Consider the following 14,518-nt stretch of genomic DNA (forward strand, 5'->3'; position numbering starts at 1 on the left):
TGATAAATAGATGAGGCAGACCACCCACAAAGGAGAGTCACGCAATGGGAATCATGGATTTCATTAAAGGCCAGTTTATCGAAGTCATCGAATGGTTGGACGACAAAGGCGTGCTCGTGCATCGCTTCGAGGCTTACGACAACGCGATCAAAATGGGCGCCAAGCTGGTCGTCCGGGAATCGCAGGCGGCGATCTTCGTGAACGAAGGCCAGCTCGCCGACGTGTTCGGTCCCGGCACTTACACGCTCAGCACGCAGAACATGCCGGTGCTTACCGCGCTCAAGTCATGGAAGTACAGCTTCAATTCCCCGTTCAAGGCGGACGTCTTCTTCGTCAACATGACGAATTTCACCGATCTGAAGTGGGGCACGACGAACCCGGTCATTATGCGGGACGCGGACTTCGGCATGGTCAGAATCCGCGGCTTCGGCAATTACTCGGTCAAGGTCGGAGACCCGGCTATTTTCCTCAAAGAAATTTTCGGCACCAAAAAAGAATTCACGACCGATAGCATTACCGGCTTCCTGAAAACGATAATCGTATCCAGCCTCAGCGACTTGCTCGGCGAGTCCAAAATCCCGATCGCTGATCTGTCCAGCTCCTACGACGAATTAGGCGTGCAATCTACGGAACGGCTGCAGCCTAAGTTCGAAGCGATCGGCTTGAAGCTGACCAGCCTGACAATCGAAAACATCTCGTTGCCGGAAGACGTAGAGAAGATGATCGACCGCCGTTCGTCGATGAACGTGCTCGGCAATATGGACAACTATATGAAATTCCAGACGGCCGAAGCGATTCGCGACGCGGCGAACAACGAAGGCAGCGGCGGCGCCGGGCTAGGCGCGGGCATGGGCGCGGGCATGGCGATGGGGCAGATGATGGGACAGATGTTCCAGCCGAACGCCGCCGCGAACGCGAATGCGAATGCGATGCAGCAACAAGCGCAGCAGCAACAGCAAACGCAACCGGCTGTCGTTCCCTCTTCAGGCGATGCGGGCATAGCTTGCTCGAACGCGCAATGCGGCCATCTCCTCCAGCCGTCCGAGAAATTCTGCGTGGAATGCGGCTCGCCGCGAGCGCAGAAACGCTTCTGTACCCAATGCGGACACGAACTGTCGGCCACCGCCAAGTTCTGCTCCGATTGCGGATCGAAAGCATAGGGCGGTGGCATCATGACGAACCAAGCGGCAACGGCCGTACGCTTTCCTTGCTCCGGTTGCGGCGGACCGATGGTGTTCGACTCCGAGAGCCAAGGCTTGAAGTGCCAATATTGCGGCGCGGAGCAGACGATCGAGAACGCGCTCTCTCAACCGCAGGAGCATCCGTTCGGAGGCGCGGACGATTCGCCCGAGCTTCGCGACTGGGGAACGAAGCAGACGGCTATCCATTGCGAGAGCTGCGGCGGGGAGACGCTGATTCCCGCGGGACAGACGACCGGCGTGTGCGTCTTTTGCGGATCGCCCAAGGTGCTCGCTCAGGAAGACACCGACACAATCCGGCCGGAAACGCTCGTTTCTTTTCACGTATCGGCGGAAGAAGCCCGCACTTCGTTCGCGGCGTGGAAGAAGAAACGATGGTTTCTGCCTAACAAGTTCAAGAAGATGGACGTCAGCTCCCAGCTAACCAGCATCTATATTCCTTATTGGACGTACGACGCGGGTACCTACTCCGTCTATACCGCCGAACGAGGTGTCTACCATTACCGGATGGTTCCGCGCACGAGAACCGTGAACGGTAAAACCCAGACGACGATGGTTCAGGAACGCTACACCGTATGGACCTGGGTGAACGGCGATCACGAGCGCGCGTTCGACGATATTCTTATTCCCGCTTCCGGCCATTATAACCAGAAGCTGCTGGAGAAGCTTGGCGACTTCGAGCTTGCGCAGCTGCTTCCCTATAAGCCTGAATATCTTAGCGGATACATCTCGGAGAAGTACTCCGTCAACTGCGAGCAGGGGTGGGAACGCGCCCAGGACAAAGCGGACGATTGGCTGAAGGAAGAGATTAAGGGGCGGATCGGCGGAGACGAGATTCGCAGCCTGAACATCAAGACGACTTACAGCGGCATCACATATAAGCACTTATTGCTCCCCGTATGGAACGCCAGCTACCGGTACAAGGACAAAGCTTACTACTACATGGTTAACGGGCAGACGGGTACGGTGTCCGGTTACGTGCCGAGAAGTCCGTGGAAAATAACGCTGTTCACGCTTTTATGCGCGGCCGTGGCCGGCATCGTCATTATGTTCTTCGTGAGCCAGCAGTCGCCCTCCTAACTTAAAGCAAGGCGCGGCGGGGCATTCGCCCTCTCCGCGCCTTTGTTATTGACATCCCTTTCAGGTCGGATTATTATAGTGCTGTATATATTTAGATGATTGTCTAATAGTCTAATCGTAGGCGTTAAAGATTAATGTCGCGAAAGGAGATAGGCCCGTGAACGACGCTTTCAAAGCATTGTCCGACCCGACCAGACGCACGATCCTGCAGCTGCTCAAGGAACGCGACCTTGCCGCCGGCGAAATCGCCGATCATTTTAACATCTCCAAGCCAAGCATCTCCCATCACCTGAGCATTCTAAAGCAAGCGAAGCTCGTGCAAGACGAACGGCAAGGACAAAATATCGTCTACTCTTTAAATTTGACCGTCATGCAAGAAGCGCTCGGCTGGTTTCTCGGCATGATCGGCACCAAAGGAGACAAATCCGATGACTGAACTGAGCGAACAGAAGAAAAACAATCCCATGTGGACCAGACGCGACTGGATTTTGCTCGCGATCAACGTGCTTATTTTCGCCGGTCTTGCCGCCGCCTTCTACGACCGGCTTCCCGACCAGGTTATCTCCCATTACGACGCGCAGGGCAGGCCCAACGATACGATGGCGAAATGGTCGTTCTGGCTTCTGTACGGCGCACTCGGCACTTTATTGCCGTCGGGGTTGACGCTAATACGCCAGATCGATCCGCGCAAACCGAACTATGAGCGATTCAAAGGCTATTTTTATCTCATGCGTTACGCGGTCAGCCTATTCCTTCACGGGATATTCCTGATCATCATTCTCGACAACCTGGACTATGAACTGCCGGTGCATAAGCTCGTCATAGGGGGGATCGGGTTGCTATGGATCGTCATAGGCAACGGAATGGGCCAACTGCGCAGCAACTTTTTCGTTGGCATCCGCACCCCATGGACGCTTACCGACGACGATAATTGGCGGAAAACGCACCGGATCGGCGGTAGACTATGGGTGTTAGCCGGATTGATCATGTTAGCGGGAGCTTGCTTCCTAAACACGGCCGGAATCATTGCCGCGCTTGTCGTCGGCATCGTGCTTAGCGTCGTTGTCCCTGTCGTCTATTCCTACAACTTGCATCGTAAAAAGTCCGCGAAAACCGATTAATCTCCGATGAGCTTTAAGCCGACGACGGCGAACACGATCATGCTTAAGAAAAATATTCTGAGCGCTTGGCGGGATTCTCCGTAGAACAGCATGCCTACGAGCGTCCCTCCGACCGTTCCGATCGCCGTCCAGATCGCATACGCGGTACCCATGGAGATCGTCTTCATCGCTACCGTCAACAAAATAAAGCTGCAAGCGAATCCGCCAAGCAACAATAACACATTCCCCGCGCTACGCTTCTCCTTCACGCGATTCATGCCCAACACGCCGACGACCTCGAACAGTCCCGCAACGATTAGTGATACCCACGCCATCCTATTCCGCCTCCGCTTCTTGTTTCGGAGTCGTTAGCTTCAACCCTGCGATACCGATAATCAATATAATGACGAGCGCCACTTTGCCCGGGTCCAGCTCCATATCGAAAAAAATCGCTTCCGCGAAAACCGTACCGGCCGCTCCGATTCCCGTGAATACCGCGTACACGGTACCGACGGGCAACGCGCTCATCGCATACGCGATACCGACGAAGCTAATGGTTATCGCGATCGCCGTTAACGCCCACTCGCCTAGCGTCGACGCATGCTTCAATCCGGATACCCAACCGATTTCGCTTAAACCTCCAACCAGCAGTACGAACCAATATCGGTTCATTTGCACGCTAGCCACCTCCATGATGTTCAGTGTGTCCCACGGGCGCAAAGAAACCCGAGAGTATCGTCGTTCCGCAAGCAGCGCTAAACTGCGCCTGTTTGCGAATCGCCATCACGATACTCCCGGGTTTTTGTCCCTCCGTGTCCGTACTTCCCATGCTGATCTTGCTTTAGGAAGACGCGCCCTCTCTCGGACCGATCCGCCGCGCTTTGCCGCTCGGCGTGGAACCCTAGAGAGCCGTTGTGAATGTTCTATATACAGTAGCCTCCGCCTGCGGCGAAGTCAAGATTTCTTTTTGGAAACTGCCGCGCGCGGAGGCAATCCCGACTCGACGACCGTCTCGCTCTCCGCTGCTACGGCTTCGGCCGCAGCCGTTGACGCCGCCAACTCAGCAGCCGCGCGCTCCGCGTCTTTCCGTGCCTGCTTCGCCGCTTCCGTCCGTCCATGGCGCCTTCTGGAGCCGGCTTGCCGTAGCCCTTGCCAGAGCGAAGCGGAGCGAGGCGCCGCCACGAAATCCACGTCTTCGTCCGGAGCTAAGATCAAGCCGAGCTGGTAATGCTCTCCTTCGTACCTTGCGCGTTGCACGAAGCGGACATGGCCTTCCCTATTAATGACCTCCAGCTTGCTGAAAGCGGATTGGCGTCCGAATGCCGAATGCAGCTCTTCCTTCGTACGCACCGCCGCGCCGTTAACCTTCTTGATGATTTCGCCGGATTGGAAACCCATCTCCTGCGCCGGCGTTCCCGGAAGAACCGCCAGCACCCTAACCCCGGAGCCGTCTTGCCCGAATATCGGGCTGCGCCCTTCTTCGCCCCGTCTGCTAAGGAGCAGCAACGCCTCATGCAAGACGAATGCGGCAATCGCGGCGACGACCGTTAGCGGCGACCAAAATTCGGCGCCAGCCGCCAACCCCGCGATGAGGATGCCGTATAACATAAGCAGGTTGCCCGACGTCCGAGCTTTGGCCTCAGGCCACTGCGTCCACGTTCGATCGCTGAATCCGATCAACACCGGGAAAGCGAGAATGCTCCAGCCGGCGATATCGTCCGTCATGCCGAACAGCGGCGTCCAAGGCAAGCCGATGCCGCTTCCGCTTGCCGGAACGAGCCAGAGTAGCGGAATCGGCCAGGCTCCGGACAAGGCGAATGCGCCCATCGGCTTCCCGCGTTTGCCCTCCAAGAAGAGCGGAATCGCTTGCTTCGCGCTCTGAAGCCGCACAAGAATCCCTTCGCCGATATGCAATACGCCCGCAAGGAAAAGCAGGCTCGGCACGCTAATATCCGAAACCACCTGAACGGCATCGGACCACGTCCCGTCTTGCAATGAATCGGTACCCACGGCTTGCAGGATCGCTTGCAGCACGCCGAGTATGCCGGCCGCGTAAGCGAGGCAAATATAACGCAAGCGCAAGATGGCCATAACGCCCATCGCGATCCATACGCACAGCAAAGTACTCGTCGTCAGCTTGGCCCCGGCAGCCAGTCCGGCTACCGATAGTATGATGCCGACGGCCGCGCCCGCGAGTACGCGCAGCATCGTCAAACGCAATGCGCCGTACAGCCTTACGTGAAATAGCTTGCGCTGCAGCAGCGAACCCTGCCTCGCATGCCAATAGACGATCAGAATCGCGATATATATATACGGTTGCGCGAACAATCTAATGGCAGCTTGTCCCGCGTCGCGTAATAGGTCCACATAAGGATCCATTCGCCTGTCTCCTCTGTCGTTGCATTATGAATAGCCAAGCCTAACCTCTACCTATTCGACAATGGCCAACTAATTCCTGTTATTTGTCCGCGTCGATGAGGTTATGCGCTTGCGCCAAAGCCGTAACCAATTGCTTGTCGTATTCCTTCTGCTGGAGATGATCGTTTAATACCTCTTCAAGGCGCTGCGACGTCGCAGTGTCGGCGATGCCCGTAACCGGCAACCCCTCATGCTTCTGGAAAGCTTCCAGCGCATCTTGCGTCGCTTGGCTGAAATAGCCATCATGTCGGTCTGCGGGGAAGCCGACGCCCTCCAGCACGGCTTGCAGGTTAGCGATCGGCGGACCTGCATCGTCAAGCTTCATCGCGGCATCCCGCGGCAATTGAGTAGCCATGAAATAATCCGGCTGAACAACCGGAACGTCCGGGGAGATGCCCTTCCCGTTAATCCACGTCCCATCCGGCAGCAGCCATTTGGAGACGGTCAGCTTCATAATGCTGCCATCCTCCAGTTCGGCGTCGAACGGCAATTGTACCGTCCCTTTGCCGTACGTCGTCTCGCCCACGAGCACCGCGTTCGCGGACTGCTGCATAGCCCCCGCGAGAATCTCCGCTGCGCTGGCGCTACCCTTGTTGACCAGCACGACGATCGGGTACGGCTTCGCTTGGCTTAGACCGGGCTCGGACACCTCCGTCTGATAAGTGCCGTCCCGATATTGGTACTGCATGATCGACTTCCCCTTCGGGAGCAATTGCGAAGCGACTTCCTCGACGGACTGCACCATGCCGCCGGGATTGTCCCTCAAGTCGATGACGAGCGCTTTAAGCCCGCTTTGTTCCAATGCGCCGATTTCATCGGCGACCCTCTTAGAAGTGTCGAAAGTAAATTTGCGAATCGCCAAGTAACCGATGCCGTCTTCCAACATTTCAGAATGCACCGTCACCAGATCGATTCGGTCTCTAACGAGCTCCAGATCGAGCGGATCGGCTACGCCTTCGCGTCGAACGTTCAGCTTTGCTTTCGTCCCTTTGGGACCGCGGATTTTGGCAACGGCTTCGCTAAGCGTAAGCCCTTGCAGGCTCTCCCCGTTCACGGATAGAAGCACGTCCTTCGGCAGCAAACCCGCGCGCTCCGCTGGCGAACCCTTGAACGTCGACTCCACGACGATCGTTCCCTGTTTCAAGCTGAGATTAGCCCCGATCCCCGTAAAAGCGCCTTGAAGCTCATCCGAGAACGCTTCAGATTCTTCGGGAGACTTGTAGACGGAGTAAGGATCGTTAAGCGATTCCACCATGCCTTGAATGGCTCCGTCCATCAACGCCGCGCGATTGGTTTGCAACAAGTAGCTATTGCGAATCAGCTCGAACGCTTTATTAAATTTCGATAATTCCTTGTCCGTAATTCCTAGCTCCGGCGAAGCGGTCGCCGTACCCGGAGATGACTGCGAATCGGCTGCCAAAAAGCCGGGATACCGTAAAGCCGCATAAGTGGACATGCCCGTCGCAACAGCCGTCAGTACCACGAATGCCAATACGGTGCGTCCTCGAAACCACACGTCGTACCCACTCCCCAGTGTTCAGCCTTCATTTTGATTATGACGATAGCCGGCGAATCCATCAAGAACTAAAAACAGCCGATCCGACTATAATTGTCGAGGAATCGGCTGTCCCTAAGAAGCGAATTATTTCAAATACGATACCGGATTGACCGGCTCGGAATTTTTGCGTACTTCGAAGTGCAGATGGTTACCCGTGGAATCGCCGGTGGAGCCTACTAGGGCGATTTTCTCGCCGCGCTTAACCTCTTGGCCTTCCTTAACGAGTATACCGCCGTTCATGATATGACCGTATACCGTCCACAGTCCGCCGCCGTGATCGATGATGACGCAGTTTCCGTAACCGCTCATCGAGCGGGCGGTAATGACGCGTCCGGATTCCGCCGCGTAAATCGGCGTCCCCTTCGGCACGGCCATGTCCATGCCCGTGTGCAGCCTCTTCGTGTGGTAGATCGGGTGGATCCGGTAACCGAACGGCGAAGAGAGATGATATTCGACCCTGAGCGGCATGCCAAGCTTTCCGCCCTTGTAGTATTGCGTGAGCGCCTTCTTCTTCGCTTGCAGTTCCGCCGATCTCTTCGCGAATTTCTTCAGCTGCGCTTCCGCTTCGTCGCTGATCTCTTCCGCTTCCGAGATCTGCTCGGAGAGGTCGGCGAGCATCTGTTCCTTCGCCTGCTCGTTAGACTCCAGCTCGGCCTTATTGCTCTGCATTTCCGCGTACAGGGTTTTAACGCCCGTCAGCTCTTGCTCTACCTGTTGCTTCTTCTGCACGACCTGATCTTTGTATTCGCTCGCCTGTTCGGCGATATCGTTATCTTGCTTGACGATCGCTTCGACCGAGTCTAAACGCGTGAGGAAGTCCGGAAGATCCGTGGAATCCATAAGCACGTCCAGGAAAGACGCCGGTCCCGCCATGTATGCCATGCGGACGCGGTTGTCCATCAAGTCGAGTCGCAGATCGCGCTGCTTGATCGCGTCCTCGAGCTCTTGCCCCGTCACGCGCAGCTTATCTTCCGCCGCGTCGATCTTGTCTTGCGTATCCGTCAGCTTCTTCTGCATTTGCTGGATGCTGACGTTCAGCGCGTCGATATCTTCTTTGGTCGCGGCTTTCTGGCCGTTAAGCTTATGGACTTTATTGTCCGCCGACTTCTGATTGTTCGCCGCTTGCTCCATCTCTTTCCGGAGCGCGTTCAACTCTTGATCGATCTTCTGGACTTGGGTGAGCGCTTGACCTTCATAAGGGCGGACGATCATGGTAGCGCCCACGAGCATCGCCAGCAACAGCACGAATTTCCTTTTCACGCGTATCCTCCTTTAAAACCCGCTAACGGCTTCTCGATCTTCGTTAGACTTTCAAATACTTGCGTACGGAAAGCGTACTGCCCCAGATGCCGAGCAACGTGCCGAGCGCGATAATCGTGCCGCCGACAACCCAGCCGATGTCGCCTTGCGTCAAAAATTCAACCTGATACAAGCCGATCGTCGAGCTCGTCTTGCTCATGATTTTGCCGTAACCGAACACTAGAACGACGGAAGTGAGAGCGGAGCCCACGAACCCGATGATCGCGCCCTCGATGAAGAACGGCCAGCGAATGAATCCATTCGTAGCGCCGACTAGCTTCATGATCGAAATTTCGCGGCGTCTTGCCAAAATCGTCATTTTGATCGTCGTGGAAATGAGGAACATCGCCATGATGGCCAAGCCGACGACGATGAACAAGCCGATGTTGCGGATCGCGTTCGTGATTTTGAACAACCGTTCGATCGCGTCCTTGCCGTACTTCACTTCCATAATCGACTTCTGCGGATCGGTCTCGTTAAGCGCTTCGATCTGCTTGGCGACGAATCCGATCTTCTGCGGATCGAACGCGTCGACCTCGAACATGTCGGGCAATGGGTTGTTCTCGTCTTCATAACCGGCGAGCGCTTCTTTGCCCGCTTCTCCCATGCTTTCGCGGAAACGTTCGAGTCCTTCTTCCTTGGAGACGAACGTAACCGTCTTCACTTCTGGAATCCGTTTAATAGAACGCTCGATTTCATCTGTCTTGGTCTTGTTGATATCGAGCTGTAAGTACACGCTGATTTGCGCTTGGCTATCGACCTGATCCGCGATTTTGTTCACGTTCAGCGCCAACAGCATGAAAATACCGAGAATGAAGAGCGATACGGCGATCGAGCTGATCGAAGCGATAGACATCCAGCCGTTGCGGCCGACATTCTTGACGCCTTCGCGGACGTGGCGGGTTACGGTGCTAAATTTCATAGCCGTATTCCCCCCTTAACTCGTCGCGCACGATGCTGCCTCTCTCGATCGCGATGACGCGCTTGCGCAGCGTATTCACGATCTCCTTGTTGTGGGTAGCCATGACGATCGTCGTGCCGCGGAAGTTAATCTCCTCGAGCAGTTTCATAATGCCCCAAGACGTCTCGGGGTCCAAGTTGCCGGTAGGCTCGTCCGCTACGATTACCGCGGGGTTATTCACGATCGCGCGGGCGATTGCCACGCGTTGTTGTTCGCCCCCGGATAGCTGGGCCGGCAAGCTGTTCGCCTTGTGCTTAAGCCCTACGAGCTCGAGCACTTCCATCGTACGGCGGCGAATGACGCGGCGCGGCGTCTCGATGACTTCCATCGCGAAGGCGATGTTTTCGTAGGCGGTCAACTTCGGAAGCAGCTTGTAATCTTGGAAAATAACGCCGATGTTGCGGCGCACGAACGGGATTTTGCGATGCTTGAGCTTGCCTATATTGAAACCATTAACGGAAATCTGCCCTTTGGTAGGTACTTCCTCGCGATAAATCAACTTCATAAAGGTAGATTTACCGGCGCCGGACGGTCCGACGATGTATACGAATTCGTTGCGGTCGATCACGATGTTGACACCCTGAAGCGCTGTCGTGCCATCGGGGTAAGTCTTCCAGATGTCCTGCATATCAATCACGGTTGGGATCACTTCCTGTTAAGATTCAGACCTATGATACTTCGACATCATGACCTAAATTCCTCTCTTTGTCGATCATTCAATAGGGAAACCTGTCGATTTTAATCCCTTCAGCCCTAGTCCCGCAACGATTTTATTTTAATTTTAAAAATTTTTTAATCTACGAGGGGAACCATTGGCCGGAGCTTATGTATATATGAGTAGAGTAAAGTACGCTTGTTTCCGGCCGGCTCGGCCATGAGGAAACTAACGGTACGATCGCGCGAGCTCAGTCTGCATGTTGTTCGAAACGGGAGAGGGTTGCAGATGAGAAAAGGATGGGTCTGGTCTATTTTATTGGGGGTTGTGCTCGTAGGCGCAGGGGTAGGGATCGGCGGGGCGATGGCATACGGAAGCAACGACGCCTTGCCGGAAGGATTCTCGGTATCCGGGCTGGATTTAGGGGGCATGTCCGCTACGGTCGCGTTGGAGCAAGTGCAGACGCGGGTGACGGAATGGGAAGCCATGTCCGTCACGGTAGCGGATTCGGACGGCGGCAAGCTGGAAGCGCCGACTCTTACGTTTAAGCAGCTCGGCATGAGCATCGACGTCTCGGAGGGGATTGCCGCGATTGAGAGGTTCCGCGACCTTAACTGGTGGGAACGCGCCAAACAGCGGTATCGTGGAGACGCAGGCGGCGTCTACGGCATGAAGGTGAATTGGGACGAGAAGAAATTCAAAGATGTCGCCGGCCGCGCATGGAGTCCGCTCGTCATCGGACAGCCGACAAACGCGACGAGAACGATCAACGAGCAGGATGAAGTCGTCTATACCCCGGAGACGCTTGGCCGGACGCTCGATCTTGCGATGATGATGGATCAAGTGCGGAAATTCGAACCTCTGGCCTTAGCCGGAATCGTGGCAACCGAGCCTCTCTCGCTTAAGCTTACGATTCATGAGCGTTACCCGGACGTTACGATCGAGAAGCTTAAAGAAGAAGGCTTGGATCGCAAAATCGCCGAGTTTACGACGTCGTTCACTTCAAGCGGGGAAGGACGCTCCCACAACGTTACGGCCGCCGCGATGGCGCTTAACGATACATTACTCATGCCGGACGAGGTGTTCGACTACGAGAAGATCGTAAACCTCGCGGAGCAAAAATACGGCTGGAAAGAAGCGCCCGTTATCTTGAAGGGGAAGTTGACTCCCGGCATCGGCGGCGGCATCTGCCAAGTATCCAGCACGCTGTACAATGCGGTATTGATGGCGGGGCTCGACATCGTGGAACGCCGCAACCACTCCCTCGTCGTGCACTACTTGCCCGCGGGACTAGACGCCACCTACGCGGAAGGGTATATCAACTTCAGATTTCGCAATTCGACCGGCAAGCAATTGCTTATCCGTACCGTCGTGGAAAACAAGAAGCTGACCGTAAAGCTGTTCGGCACGCTGCCGGACAACGTAATGTATCGTACCGAGACGGTAGAGCTCAAAGTCAATCCGCCTAAGACCGTGTACGTAGCCAACGACAAACTGTCGCTCGGCAAGCAAGATACGGTGCAAAAAGGCGAGCCCGGCTATGTCGTCGAATCGTATCTGGTGAAGCTGGTCGACGGCGTCGTAACCGAGCGCAAGAAGCTGTCGCGCGACTCGTACCGCTCCACCGACGCGCTCATCGCCGTCAATCCCGCGGACACGCGCCTGCTTCCTGCGGACGACGGCAAGCCTTCTCCGTCGCCGGAGAAGAGCGAGGGGCCTGTCGAGCCGGTTTGAGGGGTTATGGGAGCGTGGTGTTGGTTGCTGTAGCCTCGTATGGCGGGATTACAGCGGCGGCGATCTTCATGAAGCGAAAAAAAGAACCCCCCAGAATAGGTTCGCTCGAGGCTTCTCACAAAAAACGGCCGTATCTTCATTCTGAAGCACTAAAAAGAGCTTTACACAAAAAATACGACCTGTATGTTCCAAAATACGGAGGACTGGGTCGTATTACTTTCGTTTCATCATTCAAACGCAGAAATATTGTAAGTTCTTCATTGACCTTTATAAATTCTATATTTAGGGTCAAGGGTAAAAATATGGTGAAGGGAGCTTATCCTTTATTCTCCATCTACTTTCGCCAAATCTTCCAAATGCTTTGCTGCCTTTGCCTTTTGACTGTCGCTTCCTATCGTCAACAATATATTGTACGCGTATTCAGCATAACTGTAATGTTTCTCATCCTCGAGCACAGTTGCCGCATCCAAATACTGTCGAGCGGTTTCACAATAATTAAGCAATGCGTCGGGATGTTTGGACGCAATCTTTGCATAACCTTCGTATCTATCGCCATATTCCAATTGATCCGCGAGATACAACGTAAAGTAATAATCAATGGCCGGCAGCAAGCTTTTCGCCTTATCGGACTTTTGCGTCGCAAGTTTTAGCAAGTCGCGAGTCTCGTCTAATTGAACGGACGTATCCACCAGCGCCTGCGCATAGGCTAGATAGGTATTGGCGTCTTTCGGGTTTTTAGCTTGCAGACTATCATAATAGCTCTTAACGGTTTGAATGAGATTCCGTTTCTTTACTTCCACTGCATCTTTAGATTTCTTCAAAGCAGTGCTTGCTTTATCCAAAACCGCTTTGGCTGCATTGATTTTTTTCTGCAACGATGCGGACGGTCCGCCGAAAATGTACACCGGTACGGTCTGTCCGTAAATGCCTTTGGCAGTCGTACTCCCTTTGTAATAGTGCATGCCCATTATATAGTTGTTGTATGCGATCTTGCTATTATCTGGATTTTGAATAAGAATATTCGTTGATTGAGCCGCCGCCCAACCGGGATGATCGAGCGGAGCGTTTTCGGAGAAAGCAGCACCCCATAGATAAAACGGCTTTCGTGATTTGATTTGGCCCGTTACTCGAAATACAGGTTCACTGTAAAAGGTTTCCTGATACTTTTTATTAGCATTCTCATATACGGTTTGCGCCGCTGCATTTGCTTTAACCGCCGCGGTTAATTCAGCCTTCGCTTTTTTCTCCGTTTCGGGTACCGTTCTCTTTGTATACTGAGGTGGGTTATGGATTGACGTCTGGACATGTAGAAAATCACCAACCTCATCGAGCAACAACATCGGCGAACCGTCTACCATTATCGCTTGCATCTGGATTTGATTGCCATAGCGATCGACGATCACATTATTCTTGTCCTCAGAAGATGTCCAACTGAAACCTAAAGCCTTTAAAGTGTCTTTAAGCGGAATAAGCGTTTTGTCATTAACGACTTTAGGGATTAAGTTGGTTAAAACAGCTTTTCCGTTTATCAACACGATTTTACCTTGCACTTCTAGTGTATCACGTATTTTATATACGAATTTTTGAGTGTTCTGGCCCGACTCCGAGGTAGCCAAGATCGTTAACGTGTTCTTATTTTTTATCGAAATTTCCGACTCGGTATTATTAAGTATTGGCTTCCCGTCTACCGTGACTGTTGTGAACGGTTCATTCGGGATGACTGTAATCTTAACGGTGTCACCCGTTACGATATCCGCGAACGAGTAATCATGTACGCGGGGCGAAAAGGCGGTATTAACCCGTACATCTCGAAACGCTATCCCTTTCATAATTGCAGAATCTTCGGACTCATATATATCAATGACAATTTGCTGGTCTTTCACCTTAATCTCGAATCCCAGTACGTCGAAAAACTCGAAAGGAATGTAGAGTTGCCCATTTATGTATTCAGGGGAAAGGATAACATTACCTGTCTCTATGATCTCATTGTCTAAATCTCGTATATTGTAAGAATGACTGCCGAGTTCGAACTCGAGAGCTTTATTGCCAGTGACTGACCGCATAATAAACCGATCTTTTACATTTATATCTTGATATACTGAGAAAATCGGATGAGGGAGATTTTCAATTAATGCATCAATCGTCGCCGAACTAATCATCAATTCGCCATTGATTGTCAACAACTTATCTTCGATCGTATTTGTATAATCTACAATCACAGAATGTATATTGAGCGTTATTTTATTTTCCGAACTCTCCCCTGTTTGCACGTCTGCAAATATATTGCCTTTCGCTAGCAATAAGAAAACAAGAACGAGCATGAATAACCGTTGCTTCTTCATCAGTTGTCCAATCCCCTCATGTCTGGTATTATCGTGAAAATTGATCTTGAATTCGAACAATATCATAATATTACCATTCGGTTTTGTTAATTTGAAAACTTATTATAGTAATAATGTTTTTTTATGGACTAACTTATATATTGTCAAAAAAAAAGGGTTGAGTCACATCGAG

13 protein-coding genes and 1 riboswitch are annotated in these 14,518 nt (G+C 53.2%); of the genes, 5 read left to right on the plus strand and 8 right to left on the minus strand.

Features of this window, described 5'->3' with window-relative positions; translation table 11 throughout:
• Positions 1-44 precede the first annotated feature (44 nt).
• From ACFPQ4_RS05470 to ACFPQ4_RS05485, 4 genes are all read left to right on the plus strand, one after another.
• A complete protein-coding gene (locus ACFPQ4_RS05470) occupies positions 45-1,160 on the plus strand; it encodes an SPFH domain-containing protein (RefSeq protein WP_378110772.1) in 1,116 nt (371 codons plus the stop codon).
• Positions 1,161-1,172: 12 nt separating this feature from the next.
• The gene (locus ACFPQ4_RS05475) at positions 1,173-2,279 is read left to right on the plus strand and encodes a TFIIB-type zinc ribbon-containing protein (RefSeq protein WP_378110773.1); all 1,107 of its coding nucleotides are present in this window, start codon (positions 1,173-1,175) and stop codon (positions 2,277-2,279) included.
• A 157-nt stretch (positions 2,280-2,436) separates the two neighbouring features.
• A complete protein-coding gene (locus ACFPQ4_RS05480; protein ID WP_378110774.1) occupies positions 2,437-2,715 on the plus strand; it encodes an autorepressor SdpR family transcription factor in 279 nt (92 codons plus the stop codon).
• Complete coding sequence (locus ACFPQ4_RS05485; protein WP_378110775.1) at positions 2,708-3,400, plus strand: SdpI family protein; 693 nt, start codon at positions 2,708-2,710, stop codon at positions 3,398-3,400. Before ACFPQ4_RS05480 ends, ACFPQ4_RS05485 begins: the two co-directional genes overlap by 8 nt.
• Here the strand turns inward: ACFPQ4_RS05485 and ACFPQ4_RS05490 are convergent.
• The 7 genes from ACFPQ4_RS05490 to ftsE form a co-directional block, all read right to left on the minus strand.
• Positions 3,397-3,714, minus strand: a complete 318-nt coding sequence (locus ACFPQ4_RS05490) for a DMT family transporter (protein WP_378110776.1) — start codon at positions 3,712-3,714, stop codon at positions 3,397-3,399. The genes ACFPQ4_RS05485 and ACFPQ4_RS05490 overlap by 4 nt on opposite strands.
• 1 nt (position 3,715) lies before the next feature.
• The gene (locus tag ACFPQ4_RS05495; protein ID WP_378110870.1) at positions 3,716-4,051 is read right to left on the minus strand and encodes a DMT family transporter; all 336 of its coding nucleotides are present in this window, start codon (positions 4,049-4,051) and stop codon (positions 3,716-3,718) included.
• Between the two features lie 117 nt (positions 4,052-4,168).
• Positions 4,169-4,295, minus strand: a riboswitch (guanidine-I (ykkC/yxkD leader).
• 38 nt (positions 4,296-4,333) lie between these two features.
• Positions 4,334-5,758 carry a serine protease gene (locus ACFPQ4_RS05500; RefSeq protein WP_378110778.1) on the minus strand — a complete coding sequence of 475 codons (1,425 nt, stop codon included), beginning with the start codon at positions 5,756-5,758 and terminating at the stop codon, positions 4,334-4,336.
• Positions 5,759-5,837: 79 nt separating this feature from the next.
• On the minus strand, positions 5,838-7,280 hold the full coding sequence (locus tag ACFPQ4_RS05505) for a S41 family peptidase (RefSeq protein WP_378110871.1): 1,443 nt from the start codon (positions 7,278-7,280) through the stop codon (positions 5,838-5,840).
• A gap of 159 nt (positions 7,281-7,439) precedes the next feature.
• Entirely contained in the window at positions 7,440-8,615 is a 1,176-nt protein-coding gene (locus ACFPQ4_RS05510) for a murein hydrolase activator EnvC family protein (RefSeq protein ID WP_378110779.1), read from the minus strand.
• A gap of 43 nt (positions 8,616-8,658) precedes the next feature.
• On the minus strand, positions 8,659-9,576 hold the full coding sequence (ftsX, locus tag ACFPQ4_RS05515; RefSeq protein ID WP_378110780.1) for a permease-like cell division protein FtsX: 918 nt from the start codon (positions 9,574-9,576) through the stop codon (positions 8,659-8,661).
• Positions 9,566-10,252, minus strand: coding sequence for a cell division ATP-binding protein FtsE (ftsE, locus tag ACFPQ4_RS05520; protein ID WP_378110781.1), 687 nt, complete (start codon positions 10,250-10,252; stop codon positions 9,566-9,568). The genes ftsX and ftsE overlap by 11 nt, the downstream gene beginning before the upstream one ends.
• A 306-nt stretch (positions 10,253-10,558) precedes the next feature.
• Between ftsE and ACFPQ4_RS05525 the strand changes: the two genes are divergently transcribed.
• Complete coding sequence (locus ACFPQ4_RS05525) at positions 10,559-12,004, plus strand: VanW family protein (protein WP_378110782.1); 1,446 nt, start codon at positions 10,559-10,561, stop codon at positions 12,002-12,004.
• Positions 12,005-12,327: 323 nt separating this feature from the next.
• Here ACFPQ4_RS05525 and ACFPQ4_RS05530 read toward each other — a convergent pair whose 3' ends face one another.
• The gene (locus ACFPQ4_RS05530) at positions 12,328-14,346 is read right to left on the minus strand and encodes a cadherin-like beta sandwich domain-containing protein (protein WP_378110783.1); all 2,019 of its coding nucleotides are present in this window, start codon (positions 14,344-14,346) and stop codon (positions 12,328-12,330) included.
• Positions 14,347-14,518 lie beyond the last annotated feature (172 nt).

Origin of the sequence: Cohnella yongneupensis (genome assembly GCF_042655785.1) — a bacterium.
In the GTDB taxonomy this organism is placed as follows: domain Bacteria; phylum Bacillota; class Bacilli; order Paenibacillales; family Paenibacillaceae; genus Cohnella; species Cohnella yongneupensis.

What these genes read in the sequence shown, in the direction of transcription:
- ACFPQ4_RS05470 (WP_378110772.1), top strand. Translation starts at nt 45, where the DNA reads ATGGGAATCATGGATTTCATTAAAGGCCAGTTTATCGAAGTCATCGAA.
- ACFPQ4_RS05475 (WP_378110773.1), top strand. Translation starts at nt 1,173, where the DNA reads ATGACGAACCAAGCGGCAACGGCCGTACGCTTTCCTTGCTCCGGTTGC.
- ACFPQ4_RS05485 (WP_378110775.1), top strand. Translation starts at nt 2,708, where the DNA reads ATGACTGAACTGAGCGAACAGAAGAAAAACAATCCCATGTGGACCAGA.
- ACFPQ4_RS05490 (WP_378110776.1), bottom strand. Translation starts at nt 3,714, where the DNA reads ATGGCGTGGGTATCACTAATCGTTGCGGGACTGTTCGAGGTCGTCGGC.
- ACFPQ4_RS05495 (WP_378110870.1), bottom strand. Translation starts at nt 4,051, where the DNA reads ATGAACCGATATTGGTTCGTACTGCTGGTTGGAGGTTTAAGCGAAATC.
- ACFPQ4_RS05500 (WP_378110778.1), bottom strand. Translation starts at nt 5,758, where the DNA reads ATGGATCCTTATGTGGACCTATTACGCGACGCGGGACAAGCTGCCATT.
- ftsX (WP_378110780.1), bottom strand. Translation starts at nt 9,576, where the DNA reads ATGAAATTTAGCACCGTAACCCGCCACGTCCGCGAAGGCGTCAAGAAT.
- ACFPQ4_RS05525 (WP_378110782.1), top strand. Translation starts at nt 10,559, where the DNA reads ATGAGAAAAGGATGGGTCTGGTCTATTTTATTGGGGGTTGTGCTCGTA.
- ACFPQ4_RS05530 (WP_378110783.1), bottom strand. Translation starts at nt 14,346, where the DNA reads ATGAAGAAGCAACGGTTATTCATGCTCGTTCTTGTTTTCTTATTGCTA.